A 25,145-nucleotide genomic window follows, 5' to 3' on the forward strand; every position below is an offset into this window, starting at 1 on the left:
GGCTGGAGCGCGGCCTGCTCCATCACGGGGATCCCCGCGGATTCGGGCGCCGGTTGCGGTCCGGTTGCGGGGCGCAGCCGGGGCTGGGGATCGCCCGCACCGGCGAGAGGACCGACCAGCGATGTCAGCCTGGGCGCGCGCATCACGGCTCCTCCGCCAGCGTCCGCGCGGCAAGGATGCGGCGCAGATAGTCCTGCCGGCGCGAAACGGGCAGGGCGAGGATCTCGGTCTCGGACCAGTGATAGCTCATCGCGATCAGGTGGATCTCGTCCAGCAGCGTTGCCGCGCGGCTGCGCAGCTCGGTGTCGAGGAACTCGGCCACATCCAGCGGCAGGACCAACGCCGCGCCGCAATCCGTGCAGGCGGTGCCGATTTCCAGCCCCAGCCCGGCGACCGCGCTTTCCAGCGCGGCGATGACGGTTTCGCGGTCGGGACCGGCCAGCCGCGCCTCGGCCTGGGCGGGCTCCATCCCCGCCGCCAGCGAAAGCAGCGCGGCCAGCGCCGCCTCTCCGCGAAGCCCCCGCCGTTCCAGCGCGATGAGATCGCCAAGCCGCAGGAGCCTCAGCGGCACGCCGTCCAGCGGCAGCGGCGCCGCGGGTTCGCGGGGCAGGTCGTCCAGGGAAAAGGCCAGCGCATTGCCGGCGCCGCAGCCGGTGCAATCGGTCTCGGATTCGATGTGCGGCCCGATCAGGGCGCGGCGCAGGGCCAGCAGCGCCTCTTCCCAATCGGGCAGGGTCAGGGCGGACAGCGCCTCGATCCCGCGGCCCCCGACCGCGGCGGCCAGCGCGGCCAGCCGCCCGTGGGGCCCGTCCGCGGGGGCGTGGAAGGCGATTTCATCCTGTCCCGTCAAAGCGCGCACGGCTTGCTCCTTTCCCGGCGGTCCAGTCTTCCGGCGATCCGGTGGCCGGTCAGGTTTCGGCAGGCTCGGTCACGGCCTCGTCGAGGACGAAGTTCTCGTATTCGACCTTCAGCGTCTGGATGGCGACGGCGTTGGCGTTGGCGTCCATTTCCGGCAGGGCCTGGAATTCGCTGGCCCAGGCCCGCATCAGGTTGAAGGCCATGACCGGGGCGCCCTGCATGTTCAGCACCTCGACCCGGACGGATTTGCGATAGTTGACCAGGCTGTTGGCCGCCTCGCCCTGCGGGTTGTTGACCTGGTTGGCCCATTCCAGGAACTGCCGGTCATGGGTCAGGCCGGATTCGAATGTCACCGGCTCGAACTTGGTGCGGCCGGGCATCTTGCGCACGATGCCGGCATCGGCGGCGACGCGCCATTCGATCGCCTCGGTCGTCTTCTTGATCGCCGACATCTTGGACAGGGCGGCGACGACCCGCCCGTCCCATGTCACCCGGAAGCGGAAGTTCTTGTAGGGGTCGATGCGATGGGCGTTCACGTTGAACATCGGCATGGGCTGCCTCCTTTTCGATCAGCCCGCGCCTAGCGGCGGGTCATCTGGCTGAGTGTTACGATGACGAATTCGGCCGGGCGCAGCGGCGCGAAGCCGACCTGGACATTCACCACCCCCGCCGCCTGGTCGTCCGGCGTGGTGGTGTCGCTGTCGCATTTGACGAAATACGCCTCGCGGCTGGTCGCCCCGGCAAAGGCGCCGTTGCGGAACTGGGCCTCCATGAAGGCGCCGATGGTGGCGCGCAGCGCGGCCCAGAGCCGTTCGTCATTGCCTTCGAACACGGCCCATTGGATGCCGTTGAAGATCGACCTGCGCAGGAACATCGCGGTGCGGCGGACGTTGATATAGCGCCATTCGGTGGTCGGCCGCCCGGTGCGCGCGCCCCAGACCACGCGGCCCGCGCCCGGCACCGTGCGCAGCGCATTCAGCCCGTGCGGGTTCATGCGGTCCTGGTCGCGGTCCAGCACCTGGAAATCCAGGCCCACCGTGCCCGACAGCGCGGCTTCCAGCCCCGCCGCCACCTTCCAGACGCCGCGCCGCCCGTCGGTGCGCCCGTAAAGCCCGGCGACATGGCCGGCCGCCGGGATCGCCCGCACCGGATCGCGGCCAAGGCCCGCGGGATCGGGAACCACGATCCGCGGCCAGTAGAGCGCGCGGAAATCCGAGCCGGTGATGCCGTTGCGCGCCTGGTCCACCGCATTGCCCACGGGATCCTCGGCCGCGGTCGAGCGCGGCGCATCGGCCACCAGGAACAGGTCGCGCTGCGGGCGCGCCTCGACATAGGCCAGCACGGCGTTGACGAAGCCGGCATGCTGCGCATTGGTCGTCGCGCTCAGCAGCCCGTCCGAGGCGCAGACGATCAGCGCCGCATCGTCGATCCCGTCCAGCGCGGTCAGCGCCGCGCCGTAGCCGGCCGCGGGGAAGGTGGCGTTGCCGCCGGTGCCCCCGGCCAGCGCCGTGCCCGGCGTGGCCCCGGTCAGCGCCCCCTGGTTGCGCGGGCGGAAGGCGATGGGCGGCTCGACATCGGCCCAGGCCAGGTAGGCCGAGCGGGCAAGCTGGTCCAGCATGTATTTCTCGTCCGCCGGATCGGGGGACAAGCCCTCGAACCGCTCGACCTCGGCAAAGTTCGCCTCTCCGACGGGGCGGTAGAAGACGACGAGGTTGAAGCGGGCGGGGTCGGCATCGGTGCTGTCGGCGATGGCCACGCGCAGCGCGTTGCCCCAGGCCCCCGCGCCCCGCGCCCGCAGGATCGAGCCGGCCGTCGTGCCGCCCGCGCCCAGCAGGATGCCCTCGGGGCCGGCGGGCATGTTGACGGGCCGGATGGCCGGGCCGGCCCAGCGGATGTCGGGGTCCGCGGCCAGTCGGGTGATGACGTTGTTGGGGTCGCCGTCGGCGGTCGTCAGGTTGGTCAGCGTCGGGTTGGGCGCGCGGTTGGCGAAACTCGCGCCGTTGTTGGTCGAGACGCGGACCGTCAGGTTGAAATGCGCCGCATCCCCGTCGGCCGCATTGGCGATGACGACCTGGATCTGCTCATCCGCGGCGGGCGCGCGCGCCTGCACGATCCGCGCCGTCGCCCCGCCCGCATCGCTGACGGTGATCGCGCGTTCGGCATCGACGGGCAGGCTGGCCACGGTCGCCGGCGCATTGCCGATGCCGGCGGCCAGGCGCAGGACATAGGCGCGGGGACCGCCGTTCTCGAAAAAGCCCTTGATCGCATAGGGCAGCAACAGCCGCGCCGTGCCCGCGTCGCCTTCGTTGCGGAAATAGCCGCCGAAGATGCGCTGGAACTGGATCTCGGACGAGATCGGCGTCGGGCCGGTCGGGCCGCGTTCGGTTTCGCCGACAAGGATGGTGACGGCGGTCGGCGCGGCCTCGATCGCGCGCGCGCCGCCGGGCGCCTCGCGAACATAGACCCCCGGCGTGAGAGGCGTAGTCATGATGCATGATCCTTGCTGCTTGTCGGCAGCGGTCCGGGGACAGAATATTCAGAAGCGGAGACGGTCTCTCCACCTGTCCGCGCCGTTCCCGACCCAGAGAAATTCGATTGTCCGGCCTTGCTTTCCGACCCAGGGGTCGGGCGCCTGAAAAGCAGTCCTTCCGGCCGGCGCTTGCGCGGAAGCGTGATCGGCGGTCTTCCGGTGTCCCGGAGCGGCCGAAGCACTTCATATCCTGTCGTTTTCGGGGCAAGGGCCCCAGAATGACGGCCCCAATGGCAGAGGGTGTCGTTCCCCGTCCATTATCACGATTACGATAGCTCACGGCCCGATTCTGTCAAGCCCCGGCGTGGGATTGACTGGGAGGTTGACTGGGAGGTTGGCAGGGGCAAAAGGGGCCGATCGCCATCGCGATCCGCCAATCCCGCCGGTGCGCGCAGAAGGGGCGGCACGCATCCAGGCAGGAACATTTCCCGATGCCCTTCGTTGTCCGGGATCAACAGGAGGCGAGCATGACCGACCATGACGATCACGTGGAGAAATTCTGGAGCCGGCTCGGGGGCATCAACTCCGGCATGCTGGGCCTGACCGAGGACGCGCGGCTCGTGCCCATGTCGCATTATGCCGACGCGGAAGCCGGCAGGCTGTGGTTCATCACCGCCAAGGGAACCGACCTGGCCCGCATCCTTGCCGCCGGCGGCAAGGATGCGGTGCATGTGGTCGCCGACGAGGGGAAGGGGCTCTTCGCCCGCATCCACGGCGCGCTGTCCCTGTCCGACGACCGCGCCAAGCTTGACGAGCTGTGGAACGCCGTGGCTTCGAGCTGGTTCGAGGACGGCAAGCAGGACGAGGATGTCCAGCTTCTGCGCTTCGACCTTGCCGATGCCGAGGTCTGGGTGACGGGGGGCAGCCTGTCCTTTCTCTACCAGATGGCCAAGGCCAAGATCACCGGCGACAAGCCGGACATGGGAGAGCATTTCAGCCTCGGCTTCTGATCCTTGCCGTGGCCGCGGGCCGCCTTGCCGCAAGGATCAGCAGGCCGAAGACATCATAGACCAGCACGGCGATGCAGCCGGTCAGCACCCCGCCCTGGATGACGAAGGCCGGGTTGTTCGAGGTCAGCCCGGCGATGATCACCTCGCCCAGGCTGCGCGCGGCCACGGTCGAGCCGATGGTCGCCGTGGACAGCGCGATGACGACCGAGATGCGGATGCCCTCCAGGATCAGCGGCAGGGCCAGCGGCATCTCGACCTGCACCAGCATCTGGCGCGGGGTCATGCCGACGGCCCTGGCGGACAGCAGGACCGAGCCGGGCACCCCCCGCAGCCCCGCCAGCGCGTTCTCGAAGATCGGCAGCAGGCCATAGAGAAACAGGGCAAGGACGGTCGGCCGGGTGCCAAAGCCCAAGAGCGGCACCGACAGCGCCAGCACGGCGACCGGCGGGAAGGTCTGGCCGATATTGGCCAGCATCCGGGCGGTAGGCAGGAACTCGGCCCCGGCGGGGCGGGTGACGAGGATGGCCAGCGCCAGCGCGATGAGGGTCGAGGGCACCATCGCCAGCATCACCAGCATCAGATGCGATGCGGTCAGTCCGGCCAGCGTAGCGCGGTCATAGATGACCGGCCCGCCGGCGGGCGCAAAGGGGCGCAGGACGGGCTCGAACAGGGCGGGGAACAGGACCAGCGCGCCCGTCATGCCGACCAGAACGATCCAGCGCAGCGCGGTCATGCCGGCGGGGCCTGTCGGCCCGCGGCCAGGATGTCGTCGCGCGTGACGATGCCCAGCCCCTGCCCCCGGCCGTCCACCACCGGCAGCCGGTCGCGGCCGGTCCAGATCATCTCGGCCAGGGCGTCCGAAAGCGAGGCGGCGGCATCGACCGGATCGCCCTGGGCCTGGCCCGCGCGCAGGAGCGTGCCGACCGGCTTCAGCGCCAGCAGGCGCAGCGCGCGGCCCGTCTCGCCCACCAGGTCGGCCACGAAGGGGGTGGCAGGGGCGCGGACGATGTCCTCGGGCGGGCCGAACTGCTCGAAGCGTCCGTCGCGCATCACGGCGATGGCGTCGCCCAGATACAGCGCCTCGTTCATGTCATGCGTGACCAGCACGACGGTGGTGCCCAGCTGGCGGCGGATCCGCGTCAGGTCGCGCTGCGCCTGCCGGCGGATCAGCGGGTCCAGCGCGCCGAAGGGCTCGTCCATCAGCAGCACCTCGGGCCGGGCGGCCAGCGCGCGTGCGACGCCGATCCGCTGCGCCTGCCCGCCGGACAGCTGATGCGGATAGCGGGGGCCGATCTCGGCCGGGTCCAGTTGCAGCATGTGCAGCAATTCCTGGGTGCGGGCCTTGATCCGCGACCTGGGCCATCCCAGCAGGGTGGGGACGACGCCGATATTGCGCGCCGCGGTCCAGTGCGGGAACAGCCCGTAGCCCTGGATGACGTAGCCGATGCCCTGGCGCAGCGACACCTCGGGGATGCGGGCGACGTCCTTGCCGTCGATCAAGACCCGGCCCGCGCTTGGCTCGACCAGGCGGTTGATCATCCGCAGCAGCGTCGTCTTGCCCGAGCCCGAGCTGCCGACGATGGCGGTCAGCGTGCCGCGCGCAAAGCGGGCGGTGACGCCGTCCACCACCGGCCTGCCGCCGTAGGTCTTGGTCAGGGCCTCGATCTCGATCATGGCGGCTGCATCCTGAAGGAGGCGATCACCAGGTCCAGCACCGCCGAGGTCAGGAAAGCCAGCGCCACCGTCGGAAGCACGCCCAGCAGGATCAGGTCGGTCGCCGTCTGGCCGATGCCCTGGAAGATGAAGGTTCCATACCCGCCCGAGCCGATCAGCGCCCCCACCGTGGCCAGCCCGATATTCTGCACCAGCACGATCCGCGCGGCGGCAAGGATGACGGGCAGGGCCAGCGGCAGCTCGACCATCCGCAGCCGCTGGGCGCCGGTCATGCCCATGCCGGCCGCGGCCTCGGCCACCGCCGGCGGCACGGCATCGACCCCGGCCACGGTATTGGCGACGATGGGCAGCAGCGAATAGAGAAACAGCGCCACCAGCGCCGGCGCCATGCCGATGCCCCTGATCCCGGCCTCGGCCGCGGCGGGGACATGGGCGGCGATCCAGGCCAGCGGCACGATCAGCATCCCGAACAGCGCGATCGAGGGGATGGTCTGGATCAGCGTCAGCAGGTTCAGCACCGGGGCGCGCAGGGCCCTATGGCGCTGGATGGCCAGCCCTGCCGGCAGGCCCACGGCCAGCGCGGCCAGGAACGAGCCGAAGGCCAGGACCAGGTGATCCGCCGTGGCCTTGTGGAAGGCGGCGGCGCGCAGCCGGAACTCGGCCGCGACCGAAAGATCGGCCAGCACCCCGGAGCCCAGAAGCGCCGCCACCGCCGCCAGGGTGGCGGCCAGCAGCGCGGCGCGGGGCGCGGGGCCGGGCTGCATGCGCGCAAAGGCGTCCACCAGCAGCAGCACCAGCACCCCGGCGGCCAGCCAGAAGCCCAGGCCGGGCGAGACCCGCGCCGCAGGGGCCGCCTGTTCCAGCAGGATGGCAGCGCCCCGTCCCAGCATAAGGATCAGCCCGGCCAGCGCCGCGGCCAGAAGCAGCATCCGCAGTCCCGGCCGGCGCAGCAGCAGCAGCGCGACCACGAGCAGCAGGGTGCCGGCGGCAAGCGCGGCGGCCGTGGGCGCCCCGAACGCCTCGGCCCAGCCAAGGGCCTGGGGCTGCGCGATCCGGTTGGGCCGCAGGCCGAATGCCGAAAGCGCCGGCGCCGCCAGCAGCGGCAGCGCCAGGACGGCCGACAGCCGGTCGATGCGCGGCCTGGGCATCCTCAGTCGAGCAGCCCGGCCTCGGTCAGGTAGGCCTGCGCCACCTCGGCGGCGGGCAGGCCCTCGACCTGGACCTGGCCGTTCAGCCTTTGCAGAACCTCCAGGTCCAGCCCGGCGAAGGCCGGTTCCAGAAGCTCGGTGATCTGCGGATATTCGGCCAGGATCTCGGCGCGGACGATGGGCGCGGGCTGGTAGACCGGCTGGACGTTCTTGTCGTCCTCAAGCACCGTCAGCCCGGAAAAGGCAAGGGCGCCGTCCGTGCCATAGACCATGGCTGCATTGGCCCCGCTGGTCCCGTTCGCCGCCGCCTGGATCGTGGCGGCGGTATCGCCGCCCGACAGCACCAGCAGCTGGTCCTGATCCAGCGTAAAGCCATAGGCCCGCTGGAAGGCGGGCAGCGCCGGGGCCGAGTTGACGAATTCGGCCGAGGCGACCAGCTTGACCTCGCCGCCGCCCGACACCCATTCCCCGAATTGCGAGAAGGTGCTGACCCCCGCCTGCTCGGCCACCTCCGAGCGCAGGGCGACGCCCCAGGTGTTGTTGGCGGGCGCGGGGGCCAGCCAGACGATGTCGTTGGCTTCTTCGTCCAGCTGCCTGGCCGCCTGGTAGCCGGCGGCGGCATCCTGCCAGATCGGCTCGTCGGCGCGATTGAAGAAGAAGGCGGCGTTGCCGGTATATTCGGGATAGATATCGATCTCGCCGGCCAGGATCGCCTCGCGCAGGATGGGGGTGCCGCCCAGCTGGATGCGGTCGCGGGTCGGGATGCCGGCGTGGTCCAGCAGCTGCAGGATGATCTGGCCCAGCACCCCGCCTTCGGTGTCGATCTTGGACGACACGACGACTTGCGCATGGGCGGTGCCAAGACCGGCGGCAAGGGCGATGATTGCCAGCGAGACAGGTTTCAGCATGTCGTTTCCTTTGCAGTGAGCGCGCAGCCGGTGCATGGATGCCGGCCCGCATCGGCCCGGTCGGCTTGTTCGGTTTCCCCGCTGCCAGGACGGGAAACCCGCAAGCCTTGGTTCCAGTTCCGTGCGCGCTGCGGGTTTGCCGCGAATGCCGCCCGCCTGCTGCAAGGGGCCTTGCCCCTGGCGGCCGTCAGGCCACGGCCTGCGCGCCGGTGATCTCGACCAGCGAGCCGCACATGAACGCCGCCTCGTCCGAGGCCAGGAAGGCGACCAGCGCGGCCACTTCCTCGGGCTTGCCGATGCGGCCGAAGGGCACCAGCCGGTCCAGGTCGGCGATGGTGCGGCCCGCGCGCCTGACCCCCGCCTCGAGCATGGGCGTGTGGATCTCGCCGGGGCAGACGGCGTTCACGCGGATCTTGTCGGGGGCGTAGTCGCGGGCGAGGTTCTGGGTAAAGCTCGCCACCGCCGCCTTGGTCACGTTATAGGCGATGTGGTTCGGCGCCGGGTGCAGCCCCCATTGCGAGGCGGTGTTGACGATGGCGCCGCCGCCGGCCGCGATCATATGCGGCAGGGCGGCCTGGCACAGGTGGAACATCGCATCGACGTTGATGGCGAAGGACAGCCGCCAGTCCTCGGGCGTCAGCGCCAGCAGGTTGCCGCGCCGGTTGATGCCGGCATTGTTGCACAGCACGTCGATGGCGCCTTCGGTGGCGATGACGTTTTCGATGATCGCCCGGCAACCCTCGGGCTGCGAGATGTCGCTGGCCAAGGCCCGGCTGCCGGGGATGGCGGCGGCGGTCGCCTCGGCCCCTTCGGCGTTCACGTCGGTGATGACGACGCGGGCGCCCTCGGCGGCGAAGCGCCCTGCGATGGCCGAGCCGATGCCGCCCGCAGCGCCGGTGACGATGACGGTTTTGTCCTTGAAACGCATGGTTTTACCTTAGATAGCTGCCGCCGTTTATATCCAGCACCGCGCCGTTCAGCGATGCCTGCGAGGGACGGAAGGCAAAGGCTACGAGTTCGCCGATCTCCTCGGGCGCGGCCATCCGGCCGATGGGGATGCCGGCCAGCGCCGCTGCCTCGCCGTGCCGGGCGACATAGGCCTCGGCCATGTCGGTGCGCACCCAGCCCGGCGCCAGCGCGACCGCGGTCACGCCTTCGTGGCCATGGCTTTGCGCGATGGATTTGGTCAGGTTGATCAAAGCGGCCTTGGAGGCGCCATAGGCCATGGCATTCGAGGCATAGCCGCGCTGGCCGGCGCGGCTGGCCATGTTGAGGATGCGCCCGCCGCCATTGTCGCGAAAGTGCCGGATCGCCAGCTTCGACAGGTCCACGGCCGACAGGAAGTTCACCCGCATCTCGCGCGCCCAGACCTGCTGCCATTCGTCCATCGGCGCATCGACCGCGACCTCGGAACGGATGCCGGCATTGTTGACCAGCCCGGTCAGCCGGCCCCCCGCTGCCACGGACCGATCCCAAAGCGCCTGCGGCGCGGTGGGGTCGGACAGGTCGGCCGGTAGGCACCAGCCCCGCCCGTCCAGCGCGGCCAGCAGCGCCTGCGCCGCGTCGCGGTTGCGGCCGTAATGGATGACGACCCGCGCGCCTTCGGTGACCAGCGCATGGCAGATCGCCCGGCCTATGGCGCCGGTCGCGCCGGTGACGAGGATGGATTGCCCGGAAAGCGTCATAGCTCACCCACCTGCGGGCCCCAGGTGTCCGACAGCGCAAAGCCCTGGGCAAAGGGATCCTGCGGGTCCAGCCGCAATTGCTGGCGGCCGAAGACATAGCCCTGCCCGGTGATGCGGGGCAGGATGGCGGGGCGGTCGCCGACGGTGGTCTCGCCCAGGATCTCGGCGGTGAAGGTGCCGCCGATGATGCTGCGCGACAGCCGCCTGTCGCCGGTCCTGGCCAGCCCGCGCGCATGCAGCACCGCCAGATTGGCCGACGAGCCGGTGCCGCAAGGCGAGCGGTCCACCCGTCCCGGCTTCAGCGTGGTGCAGGTGACGACCGAGCCGTCCGGCCGGTAGTCGCGAAACATCACATAGGCGATCTCGTCCAGGCTGGGGATCTCGGGGTGCTGGACCGCGACCTGCTCGGCCAAGAGCGCCTTGATCTCGGTCCCGGCCTCGGCCAGGGCGCGGGCCGCCTCGGGGACGATGCGCAGGCCGACCTGGTCCACGTCGATCTGGGCATAAAAGACGCCGCCAAAGGCGATGTCGGCCCGGATCGTGCCCCATTGCGGGGTCGAGACCGGGGCGTCGAGCTGCTGCACGAAGGCCGGCACGTTGTCGAGGCTGACCGACAGGCAGCGCCCGTTCTCGCATCGCGCGCGGGCCAGGATCAGCCCGGCGGCGGTGTCGAGCCGCACCACGGTTTCCGGCTCGACCATCTTCACCCGCCCGGTTTCCAGCAGCGCCGTCACCACGCAGATGCAGTTCGAGCCCGACATGGGATGGGCGCGATCCGGTTGCAGCACGATGAAACCCGCATCGGCATCGGGTCGCGTCGGCGCCAGCAGCAGGTTGGTGGTATGGACCACCTGCGCGCGGGGCTCGCGCGTCAGGAACAGCCGCAGCGAAGGGTCCACCTGGTTGAGGTGGTTCATCTTGTCGAGGATGGTGGCGCCCGGAATCTCGGGCGCGCCGCCGACCAGCACGTTGCCGCTTTCGCCCTGGCAATGCACCAGCAGGATGTCGAGGGATTTCTCGAAGCTCATTTCAGATACCACCCCCAGGGTTCCTTGCTGACAAAGCTGGTAATCTGCTTGGTTTCCAGATAGTTATCCAGGCCCCAGCGGCCCAGTTCGCGGCCGATGCCGGATTGCTTGTAGCCGCCCCAGGGCGCCTCGGTGAAGGTGGGCTGGCTGCAGTTGATCCAGACGATGCCGGCGCGGAAGGCGCGGGCGACGCGCTCGCAGCGCGTCTCGTCGGCGGACATCACCGCGGCGGCCAGGCCGAAGCGCGAGTCGTTGGCCAGCCGGATCGCCTCGTCCTCGGTGTCGAAGGGGCGGATGCAGACCACGGGGCCGAAGATCTCCTCGACCCAGGCGTCGCTGTCCGGCGCCGTGTCGGTCAGCACGGTGGGCGCGACCCAGAAACCCCTGTCGAAGCCGTCATGCCGGCCGCCACAGGCGACGGTGGCGCCTTGTTCGACGGCGCGGTCGATATGGCGCAGGACGTCCTCATACTGGCTCTTGTTGACCAGCGGGCCGAGCAGCGTGCCCTCGTCCAGGCCGTTGCCGATCCTGATCGTCTGCGCTTCCTCGACCAGCCGCTCCAGCAGGCGGGGATAAAGCGGCGCCTCGACCAGCACGCGCGAGGTGGCCGAGCAGACCTGGCCCTGGTTCCAGAAGATGCCGAACATGATCCATTCGACCGCCTTTTCGATCTCGCTGTCGGCGAAGACGACAAAGGGCGACTTGCCGCCCAGCTCCAGGCTGATGCGCTTGATGTCGCGGGCGCCCGTCGCCATGATCCGCGAGCCGACCGGGCCCGAGCCGGTGAAGGCCACCTTGTCGACCTGCGGATGCTCGACCAGCGCCTGGCCGACGACCGAGCCCTTGCCGGACAGGATGTTCAGCACCCCCTTGGGCAGGCCCGCGGCCTCGGCGATGGCACCCAGTTCCAGCGCGGTCAGCGAGGTGGTCTCGGCCGGCTTCAGGATCATGGTGCAGCCTGCCGCCAGCGCCGGGGCGACCTTCCACGAGGCCATGAGCAGCGGATAGTTCCAGGGCACGATGGCGACCGCGACGCCCAGCGGCTCGCGCACCGCCTTTGCGGTGAAACGGTCGTCGGCCAGCGCGATCTCCTCGACCTCGCCGTCCAGTTCCTCGGCCAGATCGGCGTAGAAGTCGAAGCAGCCGGCCGCGTCCGACAGATCCCATTCGGATTCGGGCAGCGGCTTGCCGTTGTCGCGCGTCTCGATCCGCGCCAGTTCCGGCAGCCGGTCGCGGATGCCCTGGGCGATGGCGCGCAGGTATTTCGCGCGCTCGGCGCCGGTCATGCGCGGCCAGGGGCCGTTGTCGAAAGCCTCGCGCGCGGCGGCGACGGCGGCCTCGGCATCGGGGGCGGTGGCGGCGGGAATGTGGTGGAACACTTCCTCGGTCGCCGGGTCGATGACCGGCAGCGTCCCGCCCTCGGCCGGGGCCACCCATTCGCCGTTGATATAAAGTCTGGTCTGCATCTTGTTCCTCACATGTGCCGGGTCAGACCGCCATCGACCCGAAGGCTTTGGCCGGTGATGTAGCTTGAATCGTCGGTCAACAGGAAAGCGGCGGCCTTGGCCTGTTCCTCGACCTTGCCGATGCGCTTGAGCGCCGTCAGATCGCCGAATTTCCCGACGTCCAGGCTGTCGGTGAAGCCGGGCAGCAGGCAGTTCATGCGGATGTTGTCCGGGCCGTAGCGGTCGGAATAAAGCTTGGTGAAGGACGACACCCCGGCGCGATAGACGCAGGAGGCCGGGAACCATAGCGAGGGCTCGAAGGCCGCATAGGTGGTGATGTTGACGATCGCGCCGCCGCCCTGCGCCTGCATGATCGGCGTCACCAGCCGCGCCATGCGGACGACCGACTTCACGATCATGTCGTTGGCGAGATCCCAGTTTTCATCCGTGATCTCAAGCAGCTCGCCTTTCGGCGGATGGCCGGTGTGGTTCAGAACCGCGTCGATGCGGCCATAGCTGGACATCGCCAGATCGACGATGCCCTTGAGGTCGTCGGCGCTTTGCGCGACCCCGCGCCGGGCCACGCCGCCCAGTTCCGCCGCCAGCGTCTCGCAGCTGTCCGAGGGCGACATCAGCGCCAGCCGGTAGCCGCGCCCATGCATCTCGCGCGCCACCGCGGCACCCATGCCGCGGCCGCCGCCGGTGATCAGACAAACCTTCTGGGTCATGGGGACTCCCTTTCAGAAACGGTCGATGCGATAGGGGCGCATGTCGATGGGCGGGGGCGCCCCGGTGATCAGGTCGCCCATCAGCCTTGCATTGGTCGCGGCATAGGTCACGCCCAGGTGGCCGTGGCCGGTGGCGTAGAACACGCCCGGCACCCTGGCCGAGGCCGACATGACCGGCACGGTATCGGGGAAGGCAGGCCGGTGGCCCATCCATTCGGTGAAATCCTCGCAAGCCAGGTTCGGCAGCGCCTCGCGCGCGCGTTTCACGGTGATCTTGCTGCGCCGATAGTCGGGGGCTGCGTCCAGCCCCGCCATCTCGACCGTGCCGCCGACGCGGATGCCGCCCGCGGTGGGCGTGGCCATGAAGGCGCGGGCGGGCCAGATGATCGAATGCCGCATGGCGATGCCGGGCGCCATGATCTGGGTGTGATAGCCGCGCTCGGTCTCCAGCGGCATTGGCTCGCCCAGCAGTTTCGACAGCCGCGCGCTATGGGCGCCGGCGCAGATCGCCACCTCGGCGGCAGGGATGGTGCGGCCGTCCGCCAGCCGCACCGCGGTGACGCGGTCGCTGCGGTCGAAGCCCGCGACCTCGCCCCGCTCGATGCGGCCGCCCAGGGCGGCGAAGCGGTCGGCAAGGGCCACGACCAGCCGATACGGGTCGCGCAGGCTGCGGTTCTGCGGAAACAGCACGGCGATGCCGATGCTGTCCGACAGTTCCGGCTCCAGTTCGCGCGCCTCGGCGCCGGTCAGGCGTTGGTGCGGAAAGCCGAAGCGTTCGAGGATCTCGATATGCTCGCGGTCGGCGCGGAATTCGGCCTCGTCGCTGTAAAGCGACAGGCAGCCTTCCTCGGTCAGCTCGCCGGTCAGCCCGGTCTCGTGCAAAAGCGGCAAGAGGTCGTCATAGACGCGCAAGCACAGCGCCGCGCCCTGCGCCTCAAGGGCGCGCAGCTTCGAGGGGCGCGAGGCGGCGACGAAGCGGGCGAACCAGGGCACCAGCCTGGGCATGTAGGAGGGGCGGATGCGGACCGGACCTTCGGGGTCCAGCATCCAGCCGGGGATCTGCCGCCAGACCGAGGGGCGCGACGCGGGCATGAATTCCGTCACCGCGATCGAGGCCATGTTGCCATAGGAGGCGCCGCGCCCGACCTCGCCCTTGTCCAGCAGGACGACCTGCCGGCCGCGCTTTTGCAGCTCATAGGCCAGGCTGGTCCCGATGATGCCGGCGCCGACAACCACGGTGGTCATGCTGTTTCCCTCTCCCTTGATCTCGTGGCGGCCGGGCGGTGCTCGTCGCCCGGCCAGGTTGGCTTACCAGTTCAGGATCGGCTCCATCGCGGCGCGGAAATCGGCCTTTTCCTGGTCGGTCAGCGGACCCAGCGGCGCGCGGCATTCGCCGACCGGCATCCCCTGGATCTCGCAGCCGTATTTCAGCTTCTGCACGAACTTGCCCGATTCCAGGATGTTCATGGCAGTATAAAGCGTCGCCATCTGTTCGCGCGCCTTGTCGAGATCGCCCGAGCGATAGCTGCGGTCCAGGTCGCAGACCGCCCTGGCCATGCAGTTGGCCGGGCCACAGATCCAGGCGTCGGCGCCCCAGAGCATGAAGTCCAGCGCGATGTCGTCCGAGCCCGAGACCAGCTGGATGCGGTCCCTGTAGCGGGTGGCGATGCCGATGGCGCGCTGCAGCGAGCCCGAGCTTTCCTTGATGCCGATGACGCGCGGATCGTCGGCCAGCGCGTCCAGCACCTCCCAGCCCAGCTCGATGCCGTCCTTGTCGGGATAGCTGTAAAGCACGATGGGCATGTCGGTGGCGTCCAGCACCGCCTGGAAATGCCGGATCAGTTCGGCCTGGGTCGGCTTGGTGTAGAAGGGCGTTGCCAGCAGCACGGCATCATAGCCCATTTCCTTGGCGCGCAGCGTATTGGCGATGACGCCGGCGGTCGAGGGGGCGTTGGTGCCGGCGATCAGGATCTCGCCCGGCTTGGCGAAATCACGCACGAATTGCAGCACGCTGTCGCGTTCCTCATCCGACATGAAGTTGTATTCGCCCGACGAGCCGCAGGGCACCCAGCCCGAGACGCCGGCTTCGCGCAGGTTGGTCAGCAGCTTCTCGAAAGCGGCGAAGTCGATCTTGCCGGCCGCATCGAAGGGCGTGACCAGCGCGGGCATGACACCTTGCAGTTTCATGGCGTTTCCTTTCTTTCCAGATAATTATGCAGAGAATTTGCGAAGCAGCTTCTGCTCGACCACGGTGACGGCTCGCGTCAGGGGGAAGGCGATGACGAAGTAGATGGCGGCGACCACGGTCAGCACCTCGACCGGCCGGGCGGTGTTGTTCGAGATGTTCTGGCCGATGAACATCAGGTCGGCCATGCCCACTGCCGAGACCAGCGCGCTTTCCTTGAACAGCGAGACGGCGTTCGACAGCAGCGTCGGCACGGCGCGCAGCACCGCCTGCGGCAGGATCACGTTCACGATCTGCGCCCGGCGCGGCAGGCCAAGTGCCACGCAGGCATCCATCTGCTCGCGCCCCACCGAACGCAGCGAGGCGCGGAAGGTCTCGGAGGTGATCGCGCCCATGTAGAGCGTCAGCGCGATGGTGGCCGAGACGAAGTTCGAGAACTCGACCCCCAGGATCAGCGGCAGGCAGAAGAAGATCCAGAACAGCTGGATCAGCACCGGCGTGCCGCGGAACAGTTCGACATAAAGGCCCAGCAGGCCGCGGACGACGGCATTGCCGCTGCTGCGCAGCAACCCGATGACGAAGCCCAGCGTGGTGCCCAGGACGATGCACAGCAAGGTCAGCCTGAGCGTCGTCCACAGCCCCAGCGCCAGCGCGTCGGTAAAGAGCAGCAGGATCGAGAAATCCAGTGTCATACCCATGACCCGTCCCCCTTAGGAATAGCTCTGCCGGCGCTCGAGCCAGTTCACGAACTGGCCCACCGGGTAGGAGATGGCGAGATAGATCAGGGCGACGACCGTGAAGGTCTCGATCGGGCGATAGGTGGCCGTGGCCAGCGTCTTGCCCTGATACATCAGGTCGGCGACGCCGACGATGGCGACCAGCGCGCTTTGCTGGAAGATGCCGATGCCGTTGGTCAGCAGCACCGGCACCGAATTGCGCAGGGCCTGCGGCAGCACGATGTTCAGCACCCGCTGCGTCGGCGACAGGCCAAGCGCGATGCCGGCATCCAGATGCTCGCGCGGGACCGCCTGGATCGAGGCGCGATAGGCTTCGGCATTGAAGGCGGTCAGGTTCAGGCCCAGGGCGACGATGCCCATGAAGACCGGGCCCCAGAACACGTTGAAGATCATCGGCACGCAATAGAAGAACCAGACGATCTGGACGATGGCCGGGGTGCAGCGGAAGAACTCCACGAACAGCATCGCGGGAAGCCGCAGGACGGCAAGCTTGCTGGTGGTCAGTAGGGCCAGCGCGAAACCGGCGATGACGCCGATGGCGTTGGCGGCCAGCGTCAGTTGCAGCGTCACCCAAAGCCCGTCCATGAGCGGGCCCATGTTCCGGGTCACCGCCCCCAAGTCGAGTGTGTAATCCATGGCGCGCCTCAGGCCTTGATGTGGAAGACGCGGTTGATGAACTCGCGGGTGCGCTCTTCGCGCGGGTCGCCCAGCACCTGTTCGGGCGGGCCGTCCTCGACCACCACGCCGCCGGCGCAGAAGATCACCCGGCTGGCGACGTTCCTGGCGAACCACATGTCATGCGTGACCATCATCATCGGCATGCCGCTTTCCGCGAGTTGCAGGATCACCGCCTCGACCTCGGCCACCAGTTCCGGGTCGAGCGCCGAGGTCACTTCGTCGAACAGCATCAGCTTGGGGTCCAGCATCAGCGCGCGGGCGATGGCGACGCGCTGCTTCTGGCCGCCGGACAGCTGGCTGGGATAGGCGTCGGCCTTGGCGCCCAGGCCGAAGCGTTCCAGGATCTTCTGGCCGCGTTCGCGGGCCGAGGCGCGGCTTTCACCGTGGACCTTGCGCGGGGCAAGGATCAGGTTCTCCATGATGCTGAGGTGCGGGAACAGGGTGTAGTGCTGGAAGACCATGCCGATCTGCTTGCGCAGCTCGGTGTCGATGACGGTCTTGTCGCCCTTGGCCGAGATATAGGGCTTGCCGCCGAAGCGGACCGAGCCGCCCTGGATCTGCTCCAGCCCCATGACCACGCGCAGCAGGGTCGACTTGCCGCCGCCCGAGGGGCCGATCACCACCACCCGCTCGCCCGGCATCATCTGGATGTTCAGGCCCTTGAGAACCTGGATGTTCGGACCATAGCTCTTGTGAAGGTCGCGGATCTCGACCAGCGCAGACCCGTCCCGCATATCCGCCATAAGCCTTACTCCCGAATATGGCTTTTCCGCGAACCGCCGCCTCCCGCGCCGGTTCGTTGAGCAGTTCTTGTCGTGTGGGGCAGGTCTTAGTTCCCGGCCGCGGCCAGGACCTCGTCGGCCGCCTTCGAGATCAGCGCATCGACGGCGCCGGTGGCGACCCTTTCCTCCAGGAAGATGTCCACGACGGCCACGTCCGAGGCGCGCAGGTTCAGCGGCAGGCCGAAGGACACGCCCTGCTTGGCCAGCGCCGGTTCGGGGTTCAGGGCAACCGCCCAGTCCGGGTTCGCCTGCGTGAACAGCAGGTTGGTGTCCGAGGCGTCCACGATGATGTCGGCGCGGCGCGACTGCACGGCCAGGCGCGTCTCGTCGGCCGAGGGTAGGCGCAGGATCGTCGCGTTCTTGACCGCCGCCGAGATCGCCTTGTCCTGGGCGGTGCCGGACATGACCGCCATGGTGACGCCGGCCACGTCGACATCGGCGACCGAAACCGGGTTCGCGGGGATCTTGGGGTTGTCCTTATTGTAGACGAGCGAGATCTGGTATTCCATCGCCGGGATCGAGAACTGCACCGCCATGGCGCGCACCGGCGTGCGGTTCAGCGCCAGCGACATGTCCCATTTCCCGGCCTGAAGCCCGGCCACGATATTGTCCCAGGTGGTGTCGACGAATTCCGGCTGCACCTCCAGCACGGCGGCGAATTCTCGGCAGAGATCGGCGTAGAAGCCGGAATATTCGCCCGTCGCCGGGTCGCGCATCACATAGGGCGGGGCGACGGCGGCGCCGCAACGCAGCTTGCCGGCACTTTGAACCTTCTGCCAATAGCCGCCCGCCTCCTGGGCAGGGGCGGCGCCCGCCGAGAGCGCGACGGCCAGGGCCATGATTGTCGCAGGTTTCGAGATTTTCTTCATCAGCATGTCAGTCTCCCGGTGTGTTGGTCTTTGGCTTGTCGTCTCTGCGGCATTCTTTTTGTCAACATTGTGCCGACATGAATCCAGCATGGCGACACAATGACGACACGTCAACAAAAACTTTGTGTCGACATCGGCTTTCGCCTGGCCCTATCATCGGGTGCAGAAAACACCGGCAGGAGAACGCGTTTGGCCGACGAAGCTGAGATCAGGCATGCCAAGGGGACGGGCTGGCGCTTTGTCTACCAGACCTTGCACGACGAAATCCTGTCCCTGGTCCTGGAGCCGGGGGCGCTTCTGGACGAGACGACCTTGGCCGAGCGATTCGGCATGTCCCGCTCGCCCATCCGCGAGGCGCTGATCCGGCTGTCGGGCGACGACCTGGTGGTGACGCTGTCGAACCGCTCGACCATCGTGGCGCCGATCGACGTGCTGAGCTTTCCGAAATATGTCGAGGCGCTGGACGTGGCGCAGCGCATGAACACGCGCCTGGCCGCCGAGCTGCGCAGCGAGGCCGACCTGAAGGCCATTGCCGCGCGCCAGGCCGAATTCGAGGCGGCGGTCAAGAACGGCAACCACCTGCTGATGTCCGAGGCGAACAAGCAGTTCCACATGGCCATCGCCAGCGCCGGCCGGAACCCCTATCTGGCCGCCTTCTACGAGCGGCTGCTGAACCAGGGCCGCCGCATGCTGCACCTGCATTTCGACTATATCGAGCGCAGCAACGACAGCTACCTGCTGACGGACGAGCATAGCGAGATGCTGGAGGCGATCCGGGCGCGGGATGTCGAGCGGGCGGATGCGCTGGCCCATGCCCATACCCGGCAATTCCGCGACAACTTCATCGAGTTCATGAAGGAAAACTATTCGCAGAACTTCTCCTTCGTCGGGAAATAGCCGTCCGGCCGGGGGTGACGCCTGGCGGGGGGCTTTGATGCCGCAGAGGCCGGCTCAGAGCCCGAAGAACTCCAGCATCAGCTCAAGCTGGCAGTCGAGCATCGGCGCGCCATGGCGGACCTGGCAGCCCTTGTCCTGCGCGGCGCGCAGCAGCGGGGTTTCGCGCGGCTTCATGATGATGTCGGCGACCAGGATCTCGGGGCGCAACCGGGACAGGTCGACCGGCGCCGGGTCGGTTTCCGGGTGCAGCCCGCAGGGCGAGGCATTGACCAGCAGGTCGACCCCGTCCAGGTCGTTCGGCCCTGCGCTGACGCGCAGCTGCGGATAGCCGGCGGCGATCCTGTCGGCCAGCGATTGCGCGCGGGCCGCGTCGGGGTCATGCACGCGCAACGAGGCCACGCCGCTGCGGGCAAGGCCGAAGGCGATGGCCCGCCCGGCGCCGCCGGCGCCCAGAAGCAATGCCTCGCGCCCCTGGGCATCGGCGCCGCCGCCCAGCAACCCCTGCAGGAAGCCGCGGCCGTCGAAATTCTCGGCCACCATGGTGCCGTCTGCTTCGCGGCGGACGGTATTCGCGGCCCCCAGCTCCTGCGCCTCGGCGCCGACGCGATCGGCCAGTTCAAGCGCCTGTTCCTTCAGCGGCACGCTGACCACCATGCCGCCCAGGTTGCGCATCCGCTTCATCGCCTGCCAGGCGGCGGCGAAATCCGCAGGCGCATAGTGGACCGGCACCATGACCGCGTCGATGCCCCGCGCCCTGAACAAGGGGTTCAGGACTTCGGGGGTGCGGACATGGTGGATCGGGTCTGCAAGCATGAAGAAGATCCGGGTGTTGCCGGTGATCATCTGTCCTGTTCCCTTGGGCTCGTCCCTGCTGCCTGCGGCGCTTCGTCAGATCGCGGCCAGCGTGTTGCGCGTCTCGGTCAGCAGCCGGTCCACGTCGCTTTCCGAGAATACCAGCGGCGGACGGATCTTCAGCGTATTGGCGTGATGGCCGGTGGCCGAGATCAGCACCCGCCGCTGCCGCAGGCCGTCGACCACGGCCAGGGCCGTGGCCGAATCCGGTTCCTTGCCGTCCCGGTCCTTGACGAATTCGACCCCGATATAAAGGCCCGCGCCGCGCACGTCGCCGATGCGCCCGTCCTCTTGGGCGATCTCGCGCAAGCCGTCCTGGATCATCGCGCCGATGCGGGCGGCGTTTTCCTGCAATCTGTCGTCGCGGATCACGTCGAAGGTCGCCTGCGCCGCGGCAATGGCCACGGTATTGCCGCCGAAGGTGTTGAAATAGCGCATCTCGCTGCCGAAACGCTCGACCACCTCGCTGCGCACGGCGACTGCCGCGACCGGGAAGCCGTTGCCCATCGGCTTGCCCATGGTGACGATGTCGGGGTGCTGGCCGTGGCGCTGGAACCCCCAGAGCCGGTCGCCCGAGCGGCCGAAGCCCGCCTGCACCTCGTCGGCGATCACGACGCCGCCGGCGGCATGGACGACCTCGGCGATCTGCTGGAGGATGTCGGTCGGATGGGCATAGATCCCGTCCGAGGAGAACAGCGAATCCGCGATGAAGGCGGCGATGCCTTCGCCGCGACGTTCCAGCTCGTCGATCTCGTGCCGGACCTGGCGGGCCAGGAAGGCGCCGATCTCGGAGGGCTCCATGCGATAGGAATCGGGCGCGGGAATGCGGCGCACCCATTGCCCCAGCGGGCTTTTCCTGCCCAGCGAAGGCGACAGGCCCGCCGTCAGGTGCGAGTTGCCGGTATAGGCTTCCGAGGTGATGACGATGCCCTTGCGCCCGGTCTGGTGCATGGCGATGCGCAGCGCCAGGTCGTTCGCCTCGGAGCCGGTGCAGGTGAACATGACATGTTCGATCGGTGCGCCAAGGGTCGGCACGATCTGCTCGGCGAATTCCAGGATGCCGTCCTGCACGTAGCGGGTATGGGTGCAGAGCGTCTGCATCTGCCGATGCACCGCCTCGACCACGTGCGGGTTGCAATGGCCGACCGAGACGACGTTGTTGTAGGCGTCCAGATATTCCTTGCCGTCGCGGTCCCACATCTTCGTGCCCAGGGCGCGGCTGATCTGCACCGGATCGGCATACATCAGGCGATAGGCCGGCCCAAGCAGGCTGCGGCGCCGGCGGATCAGATCCTGCATCGCCGGATCGAGCCTGTCCATGTCGTCCGGGTCGAAGCCGTTCACCATGCCCACGTTGATCCGGGGCTTGTCCTGCGCATTCATATCCGTGCTTCCTCTGTCTTGCGGGCCGCCTGGCTTGCGGCGCCTGGGGCGAATGTCCGGCTGATCTGGTCCGGCGGCAGGCTGAGGAACTGCCGAAGCTGCTGCCAGCCCTGATGGGTGTTTCGCATGATATAGGGCTCATTATCCGGGAACTGCCGGGCCCGCCATGTCGTGATCAGCGCGCGGGCGATGACGCGGGCCATGACCAGATGCGGCAGGACTTCCAGCTCGTCCGGGGTCAGGTCGGCGACCGAGAGATAGCCGGCCAGCAGGTCGCGGCCGCGGTCGAACATCGCCGGCCCGCCCTCGGGTTCGAGATAGGCCAGCAGCGCGGTCGAGAGGTCGATGGCGATATAGGTCCGCAGCGCATCGCCGAAATCGATCACCCCGGTGACGAAATCCGGTTTTCCGCGATCAGCGACGACGTTCGAGCGATTGAAATCGTTGTGCAGCACCTGGCGCCGGCAGGTCCGCAGCTTGCCTTCGATCTGGCGAAAGCGCGCCATCCCCTCGGTCAGCATGGCGCGGTGGTCGGGATCGGTCACGCCGTCCAGCAGGAAGGCGAGCTTCGGCAGGTGCTGGACATCCCATGCGATCTCACGCGCCTCGTGCGGATGCGAAAATCCGGCCATGGCCAACCGCAGCCGGGCAAGCGTGGCACCCAGCCGAAAGCGCTCCTCCGGGGTGGGATCGATCCGGTCCAGCGGCGTGCCCTCCAGATAGGTCAGCATCCGCACCATGCGCGGCTGGCCGTGGCTGTCCGTGACGGTGAAGAAGCCCAGGCCGTCGCGGCTGCGCACCACGCGCGGCACCGGCAGGCCGGGATCGACGCGCGCCAGATGGTCCAGCAGGTCGGCTTGCAGCGACAGCTCGGCCGGATCCTCGTCGGGGTTCGAGAACTTGGCGATGAAGCGTTCCCCCCTGGGCGTGGCCAGCCGGAAGGTGTCGTCCTTTTCGGTGTCCAGGCGTTGCAGGGTGCCGGTCAGGCCGTAATGCGTCTCCAGCACCGCCAGCGCCTCGTCGGCGGGGATCGAGTGGAACGGCGTGGCAAGGCCGCCGGCGCATAGCAGATTGGTTGAGGACATGGGATGTCTTTCGGATCGGCTGGGAAAAGGGGGCTGGACGGCCCCCTGGCTCAGGCATTGGGCTGGCGCTGCGAGCTGTGCCAGGGCAGGGCGATCCGCTCCATCACGTCGACGGCATAGAACAGGATCGTCCCCATTACTCCCAAGAGCACCAGCGAGACGAAGACGCGCGTGGTGTCGAACTGGCCCTGCGCGGTCAGCACCAGGAAGCCCAGGCCGCGGCCGCCGGCGACGAACTCTCCGACGATGGCGCCGACCAGCGCGAAGGAGATGCCCACTTTCATGCCCGAGAACAGCGAGGGCAGGGCGTTCGGCACCCGGATCTTGTAGATGATGTCGAATTTCGAGGCCCGCGTCGCCTTGGCGAGGTTCAGCATGTCGGGATCGACCGAGCGCAGGCCCAGGACGGTGTTGATGACGATGGGAAAGATCGCCAGCATCACCGCCACCGCCAGTTGCGAGGATACGCCGGTGCCCAGCCAGATCACGAACAGCGGCGCCAGCGCCACCTTGGGCACCGAGTTGATGGCGATGAGCAGGGTGTAGACCGTGCGCTCGAGGAATTTCGACTGCACGATGCCGACGGCCATGATCACGCCCAGCACCACCGAGATGACGAAGGCCAGGCCCGTGGTCATCAGCGTATAAAGCATGTTGCGGATGAACACCCAGGGGCTTTGCATGAAGGCCGCCCAGATCGCCGAGGGCGCGGGCAGGATGATGGCCGGCGGATTGAACAGCCGCACCCCCAGTTCCCACAGCAGGATCGTTCCCAGCAGCACCAGGACGATGTCGAGCGAGCGATTGTCCCGCATGATTTTCGCGATGAGGCTGTCTTTCATTCCTTGAGCACTCCCAATTCGGCGAAATGATGGCGGATACGCTGGGCATAGACGCCGAAGGCATCGGATTCGCGCACCGACAGCGGGCGCGGCCGGGGCAGGTCCACGTCGAAGACATCGACGATGCGGCCCGGCCCGCGCGACATCATCACCACGCGGTCGGCCAGGAAGACCGCCTCGGAGATCGAATGGGTGATGAAGATCACCGTCTTGCTGGTCTCTTGCCACATGCGGGCCAGCTCGACGTTCAGGTCGTCGCGGGTCATCGCGTCCAGCGCGCCGAAAGGCTCGTCCATCAGCAGCAGGTCGGGATCGCACAGCAGCGCCCGGCAGATCGAGGCGCGCTGCCGCATGCCGCCCGACAGCTCCCAGGGATGGCGCTTTTCATAGCCCTTGAGCCCGAAACGCTCCAGCAGTTGCAAGGCGCGGTCGCGGTATTGCTCGCGCGGGTGGCCTAGGAATTCGGCCTGCAACAGCACGTTGTCCAGGATGGTGCGCCAGTCCAGCAGGACGTCGCGCTGGAACACCACGCCCATGCGGTCCGGCGGCCCGGCCAGCGGCTTGCCGGAAACGGTGATGCCGCCCGAGGTGATGTCTTCCAGCCCGGCAAGGCATTTCAGCAGCGTGCTCTTGCCGCAGCCGCTGGGCCCGACGATGCTGAGGAACTCGCCCGGACGCACGTCCAGGTTGATGTCGCTGAGCGCGACGACGGGCCCGTGCTGCGAGGGGTAGGTCTTGCCCGCCCCCTTGATGCGCAGATAGGTGTCGGGGGTGGTGCCGGTCATCATGTTCATGCCCACCGCCTCATTCCGGGATCAGGTCGTTGGTGAAATAGTCGGCGACCTGCCAGCCGGGATTGACCACGCCGGCACGCTCCATGCCCTTCAGCGCGGCTTCCCAATCCTCGTCCGCCTGCCAGCCCAGCGGCTTGCCCTGGGTCGCGGGCGTGTCGAAATATTCCACGGTCAGGCGGATCTGTTCGCGCAGCACGTCCGGGTTCAGCATGGCATCGGGACGCTGGGCCTGCATCGCCTCGACGCCCAGGTCGGGATTTTTGGCGATTTCCGCCCAGGCGCGCTGCTGGACCGCGACCAGCTTCTCCAGCGCCTCCGCCCGGTTGGCGATCGTGTCGTCCGAGGCGACCAGGCCGTAGCTGGGAAAGAACAGGTCGGCCGAATCCGAGGTCAGGCATTTCGACGGCCGCTGCGCCTCGGCCAACGGCAGGGCCGAGGCGACGGTGGACATCATCCCGTCCGCCCGCCCCGAGGTATAGGTGCCCCACAGGGCCGAGGCATCGACGAACTCGATGGGGGTGTTGTTGCGATCCAGCCCGCCGGCGGCCAGGAAGGTGTCGATATAGGGCGCCCAGGGGCTGGCGGCGAAGACGACGATCTTCTTGCCCTTGAGATCCGCGATCTGCTCGACCGGCGCATCCTTGTCGACCAGCACGCAAAGATCGGTGCGGCGGTCCCAGCCGGCGATGCCCTTGACCTTGGCGCCGCCCTGGCGCGCCGCCGGGACCAGGCCCAGCTGGATCTGGCCGACATCGACCTGGCCGGCGTTGACCAGCTGCAAGGTATTGCCCGAGCCGCGCCCGTCCTGCACGTCCACATCCAGCCCGGCTTCCTTGAACCAGCCCTGCTGCTGGGCCAGGTGCATGGCGGCATGGCTGCCCCATGGCGAGAAGTCCAGCCGCACCGTCAGTTTGTCCTGCGCCAGGCCGGGCCCGGCCAGGATCAGCAGCGCAGCGGCGGCGGCTGGCGGCAAGATCTGCATCTTTCTCATTCGTCCTCTCCTGTTGTGCGGCCTGCGGCGAATCGCCCGCGGGTGTTCTTGTTTCCAAGATGATTAATAGCACTACTAGTCCAATTGTAATCAAGT

General features: G+C 68.2%; 26 protein-coding genes. 2 read left to right on the top strand and 24 right to left on the bottom strand.

Going from position 1 to position 25,145, the window contains the following annotated elements; translation table 11 throughout:
* Nucleotides 1-142 precede the first annotated feature (142 nt).
* From IT40_RS26875 to IT40_RS26880, 3 genes are read right to left on the bottom strand one after another with little or no spacing between them, the layout of a single operon-like run.
* Nucleotides 143-859, bottom strand: a complete 717-nt coding sequence (locus tag IT40_RS26875) for a hypothetical protein (RefSeq protein ID WP_052096116.1) — start codon at nucleotides 857-859, stop codon at nucleotides 143-145.
* Nucleotides 860-908: 49 nt separating this feature from the next.
* Nucleotides 909-1,409 (bottom strand): phage tail protein, encoded by a 501-nt coding sequence (locus IT40_RS17810; protein WP_036757981.1) that lies wholly within the window; start codon nucleotides 1,407-1,409, stop codon nucleotides 909-911.
* A gap of 29 nt (nucleotides 1,410-1,438) precedes the next feature.
* Entirely contained in the window at nucleotides 1,439-3,346 is a 1,908-nt protein-coding gene (locus IT40_RS26880) for a phage tail sheath C-terminal domain-containing protein (protein ID WP_052096117.1), read from the bottom strand.
* Nucleotides 3,347-3,855: 509 nt separating this feature from the next.
* On the opposite strand from IT40_RS26880, the gene IT40_RS17820 reads away from it, so the two are divergent.
* Nucleotides 3,856-4,338, top strand: coding sequence for a pyridoxamine 5'-phosphate oxidase family protein (locus IT40_RS17820; RefSeq protein WP_036758047.1), 483 nt, complete (start codon nucleotides 3,856-3,858; stop codon nucleotides 4,336-4,338).
* Here the strand turns inward: IT40_RS17820 and IT40_RS17825 are convergent.
* The 15 genes from IT40_RS17825 to IT40_RS17895 all read right to left on the bottom strand — a co-directional run bounded on the left by IT40_RS17825 (nucleotide 4,322) and on the right by IT40_RS17895 (nucleotide 18,211).
* Nucleotides 4,322-5,071 carry an ABC transporter permease gene (locus IT40_RS17825; RefSeq protein WP_036757983.1) on the bottom strand — a complete coding sequence of 250 codons (750 nt, stop codon included), beginning with the start codon at nucleotides 5,069-5,071 and terminating at the stop codon, nucleotides 4,322-4,324. The genes IT40_RS17820 and IT40_RS17825 overlap by 17 nt on opposite strands.
* A complete protein-coding gene (locus IT40_RS17830) occupies nucleotides 5,068-6,012 on the bottom strand; it encodes an ABC transporter ATP-binding protein (RefSeq protein ID WP_036757985.1) in 945 nt (314 codons plus the stop codon). Before IT40_RS17830 ends, IT40_RS17825 begins: the two co-directional genes overlap by 4 nt.
* On the bottom strand, nucleotides 6,009-7,160 hold the full coding sequence (locus IT40_RS17835; RefSeq protein ID WP_036757988.1) for an ABC transporter permease: 1,152 nt from the start codon (nucleotides 7,158-7,160) through the stop codon (nucleotides 6,009-6,011). Before IT40_RS17835 ends, IT40_RS17830 begins: the two co-directional genes overlap by 4 nt.
* A 2-nt stretch (nucleotides 7,161-7,162) precedes the next feature.
* Nucleotides 7,163-8,068, bottom strand: coding sequence for a glycine betaine ABC transporter substrate-binding protein OsmF (osmF, locus tag IT40_RS17840; protein WP_036757990.1), 906 nt, complete (start codon nucleotides 8,066-8,068; stop codon nucleotides 7,163-7,165).
* 187 nt (nucleotides 8,069-8,255) lie between these two features.
* Nucleotides 8,256-8,996 carry an SDR family NAD(P)-dependent oxidoreductase gene (locus tag IT40_RS17845; RefSeq protein ID WP_036757992.1) on the bottom strand — a complete coding sequence of 247 codons (741 nt, stop codon included), beginning with the start codon at nucleotides 8,994-8,996 and terminating at the stop codon, nucleotides 8,256-8,258.
* Between the two features lie 4 nt (nucleotides 8,997-9,000).
* A complete protein-coding gene (locus IT40_RS17850) occupies nucleotides 9,001-9,753 on the bottom strand; it encodes an SDR family NAD(P)-dependent oxidoreductase (protein WP_036757994.1) in 753 nt (250 codons plus the stop codon).
* Complete coding sequence (locus IT40_RS17855; RefSeq protein ID WP_243700124.1) at nucleotides 9,750-10,793, bottom strand: proline racemase family protein; 1,044 nt, start codon at nucleotides 10,791-10,793, stop codon at nucleotides 9,750-9,752. The genes IT40_RS17850 and IT40_RS17855 overlap by 4 nt, the downstream gene beginning before the upstream one ends.
* Nucleotides 10,778-12,247 (bottom strand): aldehyde dehydrogenase family protein, encoded by a 1,470-nt coding sequence (locus tag IT40_RS17860; protein ID WP_036757998.1) that lies wholly within the window; start codon nucleotides 12,245-12,247, stop codon nucleotides 10,778-10,780. Before IT40_RS17860 ends, IT40_RS17855 begins: the two co-directional genes overlap by 16 nt.
* 8 nt (nucleotides 12,248-12,255) lie before the next feature.
* Nucleotides 12,256-12,954, bottom strand: coding sequence for an SDR family oxidoreductase (locus IT40_RS17865; protein ID WP_036758000.1), 699 nt, complete (start codon nucleotides 12,952-12,954; stop codon nucleotides 12,256-12,258).
* 12 nt (nucleotides 12,955-12,966) lie between these two features.
* On the bottom strand, nucleotides 12,967-14,199 hold the full coding sequence (locus IT40_RS17870; RefSeq protein ID WP_036758002.1) for an NAD(P)/FAD-dependent oxidoreductase: 1,233 nt from the start codon (nucleotides 14,197-14,199) through the stop codon (nucleotides 12,967-12,969).
* A 63-nt stretch (nucleotides 14,200-14,262) separates the two neighbouring features.
* Entirely contained in the window at nucleotides 14,263-15,141 is an 879-nt protein-coding gene (locus IT40_RS17875) for a dihydrodipicolinate synthase family protein (protein WP_036758003.1), read from the bottom strand.
* A 24-nt stretch (nucleotides 15,142-15,165) separates the two neighbouring features.
* Nucleotides 15,166-15,837, bottom strand: coding sequence for an amino acid ABC transporter permease (locus tag IT40_RS17880; RefSeq protein ID WP_208021275.1), 672 nt, complete (start codon nucleotides 15,835-15,837; stop codon nucleotides 15,166-15,168).
* Nucleotides 15,838-15,849: 12 nt separating this feature from the next.
* On the bottom strand, nucleotides 15,850-16,512 hold the full coding sequence (locus IT40_RS17885; RefSeq protein ID WP_036758005.1) for an amino acid ABC transporter permease: 663 nt from the start codon (nucleotides 16,510-16,512) through the stop codon (nucleotides 15,850-15,852).
* Nucleotides 16,513-16,520: 8 nt separating this feature from the next.
* Complete coding sequence (locus IT40_RS17890; protein ID WP_279432808.1) at nucleotides 16,521-17,297, bottom strand: amino acid ABC transporter ATP-binding protein; 777 nt, start codon at nucleotides 17,295-17,297, stop codon at nucleotides 16,521-16,523.
* An 86-nt stretch (nucleotides 17,298-17,383) separates the two neighbouring features.
* Nucleotides 17,384-18,211, bottom strand: a complete 828-nt coding sequence (locus IT40_RS17895; RefSeq protein ID WP_036758006.1) for a substrate-binding periplasmic protein — start codon at nucleotides 18,209-18,211, stop codon at nucleotides 17,384-17,386.
* 183 nt (nucleotides 18,212-18,394) lie between these two features.
* Between IT40_RS17895 and IT40_RS17900 the strand changes: the two genes are divergently transcribed.
* Nucleotides 18,395-19,102, top strand: a complete 708-nt coding sequence (locus tag IT40_RS17900) for a GntR family transcriptional regulator (protein WP_036758008.1) — start codon at nucleotides 18,395-18,397, stop codon at nucleotides 19,100-19,102.
* Nucleotides 19,103-19,156: 54 nt separating this feature from the next.
* On the opposite strand, the gene IT40_RS17905 is transcribed toward IT40_RS17900, so the two are convergent.
* The 6 genes from IT40_RS17905 to IT40_RS17930 are packed head-to-tail and all read right to left on the bottom strand — an operon-like array spanning nucleotide 19,157 to nucleotide 25,049.
* Nucleotides 19,157-19,945 (bottom strand): shikimate dehydrogenase family protein, encoded by a 789-nt coding sequence (locus IT40_RS17905; protein ID WP_036758010.1) that lies wholly within the window; start codon nucleotides 19,943-19,945, stop codon nucleotides 19,157-19,159.
* A gap of 45 nt (nucleotides 19,946-19,990) precedes the next feature.
* Nucleotides 19,991-21,337: an aspartate aminotransferase family protein gene (locus IT40_RS17910; RefSeq protein WP_036758011.1), complete on the bottom strand. Its 1,347-nt coding sequence runs from the start codon at nucleotides 21,335-21,337 to the stop codon at nucleotides 19,991-19,993.
* Complete coding sequence (locus IT40_RS17915) at nucleotides 21,334-22,422, bottom strand: phosphotransferase (protein WP_052096118.1); 1,089 nt, start codon at nucleotides 22,420-22,422, stop codon at nucleotides 21,334-21,336. The genes IT40_RS17910 and IT40_RS17915 overlap by 4 nt, the downstream gene beginning before the upstream one ends.
* A 50-nt stretch (nucleotides 22,423-22,472) precedes the next feature.
* A complete protein-coding gene (locus tag IT40_RS17920; protein WP_072461304.1) occupies nucleotides 22,473-23,264 on the bottom strand; it encodes an ABC transporter permease in 792 nt (263 codons plus the stop codon).
* The gene (locus IT40_RS17925) at nucleotides 23,261-24,058 is read right to left on the bottom strand and encodes an ABC transporter ATP-binding protein (protein WP_240540609.1); all 798 of its coding nucleotides are present in this window, start codon (nucleotides 24,056-24,058) and stop codon (nucleotides 23,261-23,263) included. Before IT40_RS17925 ends, IT40_RS17920 begins: the two co-directional genes overlap by 4 nt.
* Before the next feature lie 10 nt (nucleotides 24,059-24,068).
* Nucleotides 24,069-25,049, bottom strand: a complete 981-nt coding sequence (locus tag IT40_RS17930) for an ABC transporter substrate-binding protein (RefSeq protein WP_052096119.1) — start codon at nucleotides 25,047-25,049, stop codon at nucleotides 24,069-24,071.
* Between the last annotated feature and the right edge of the window lie 96 nt (nucleotides 25,050-25,145).

Origin of the sequence: Paracoccus versutus (assembly GCF_000763885.1) — a bacterium.
Lineage (GTDB): Bacteria > Pseudomonadota > Alphaproteobacteria > Rhodobacterales > Rhodobacteraceae > Paracoccus > Paracoccus versutus.

Excerpts from the sequence above, each read along its gene's own strand:
- IT40_RS17810 (WP_036757981.1), bottom strand. The coding sequence starts at position 1,409 with ATGCCGATGTTCAACGTGAACGCCCATCGCATCGACCCCTACAAGAAC.
- IT40_RS26880 (WP_052096117.1), bottom strand. The coding sequence starts at position 3,346 with ATGACTACGCCTCTCACGCCGGGGGTCTATGTTCGCGAGGCGCCCGGC.
- IT40_RS17820 (WP_036758047.1), top strand. The coding sequence starts at position 3,856 with ATGACCGACCATGACGATCACGTGGAGAAATTCTGGAGCCGGCTCGGG.
- IT40_RS17825 (WP_036757983.1), bottom strand. The coding sequence starts at position 5,071 with ATGACCGCGCTGCGCTGGATCGTTCTGGTCGGCATGACGGGCGCGCTG.
- IT40_RS17830 (WP_036757985.1), bottom strand. The coding sequence starts at position 6,012 with ATGATCGAGATCGAGGCCCTGACCAAGACCTACGGCGGCAGGCCGGTG.
- IT40_RS17835 (WP_036757988.1), bottom strand. The coding sequence starts at position 7,160 with ATGCCCAGGCCGCGCATCGACCGGCTGTCGGCCGTCCTGGCGCTGCCG.
- osmF (WP_036757990.1), bottom strand. The coding sequence starts at position 8,068 with ATGCTGAAACCTGTCTCGCTGGCAATCATCGCCCTTGCCGCCGGTCTT.
- IT40_RS17845 (WP_036757992.1), bottom strand. The coding sequence starts at position 8,996 with ATGCGTTTCAAGGACAAAACCGTCATCGTCACCGGCGCTGCGGGCGGC.
- IT40_RS17850 (WP_036757994.1), bottom strand. The coding sequence starts at position 9,753 with ATGACGCTTTCCGGGCAATCCATCCTCGTCACCGGCGCGACCGGCGCC.
- IT40_RS17860 (WP_036757998.1), bottom strand. The coding sequence starts at position 12,247 with ATGCAGACCAGACTTTATATCAACGGCGAATGGGTGGCCCCGGCCGAG.
- IT40_RS17865 (WP_036758000.1), bottom strand. The coding sequence starts at position 12,954 with ATGACCCAGAAGGTTTGTCTGATCACCGGCGGCGGCCGCGGCATGGGT.
- IT40_RS17870 (WP_036758002.1), bottom strand. The coding sequence starts at position 14,199 with ATGACCACCGTGGTTGTCGGCGCCGGCATCATCGGGACCAGCCTGGCC.
- IT40_RS17875 (WP_036758003.1), bottom strand. The coding sequence starts at position 15,141 with ATGAAACTGCAAGGTGTCATGCCCGCGCTGGTCACGCCCTTCGATGCG.
- IT40_RS17880 (WP_208021275.1), bottom strand. The coding sequence starts at position 15,837 with ATGGGTATGACACTGGATTTCTCGATCCTGCTGCTCTTTACCGACGCG.
- IT40_RS17885 (WP_036758005.1), bottom strand. The coding sequence starts at position 16,512 with ATGGATTACACACTCGACTTGGGGGCGGTGACCCGGAACATGGGCCCG.
- IT40_RS17890 (WP_279432808.1), bottom strand. The coding sequence starts at position 17,297 with ATGGCGGATATGCGGGACGGGTCTGCGCTGGTCGAGATCCGCGACCTT.
- IT40_RS17895 (WP_036758006.1), bottom strand. The coding sequence starts at position 18,211 with ATGCTGATGAAGAAAATCTCGAAACCTGCGACAATCATGGCCCTGGCC.
- IT40_RS17905 (WP_036758010.1), bottom strand. The coding sequence starts at position 19,945 with ATGATCACCGGCAACACCCGGATCTTCTTCATGCTTGCAGACCCGATC.
- IT40_RS17910 (WP_036758011.1), bottom strand. The coding sequence starts at position 21,337 with ATGAATGCGCAGGACAAGCCCCGGATCAACGTGGGCATGGTGAACGGC.
- IT40_RS17915 (WP_052096118.1), bottom strand. The coding sequence starts at position 22,422 with ATGTCCTCAACCAATCTGCTATGCGCCGGCGGCCTTGCCACGCCGTTC.
- IT40_RS17920 (WP_072461304.1), bottom strand. The coding sequence starts at position 23,264 with ATGAAAGACAGCCTCATCGCGAAAATCATGCGGGACAATCGCTCGCTC.
- IT40_RS17925 (WP_240540609.1), bottom strand. The coding sequence starts at position 24,058 with ATGAACATGATGACCGGCACCACCCCCGACACCTATCTGCGCATCAAG.
- IT40_RS17930 (WP_052096119.1), bottom strand. The coding sequence starts at position 25,049 with ATGAGAAAGATGCAGATCTTGCCGCCAGCCGCCGCCGCTGCGCTGCTG.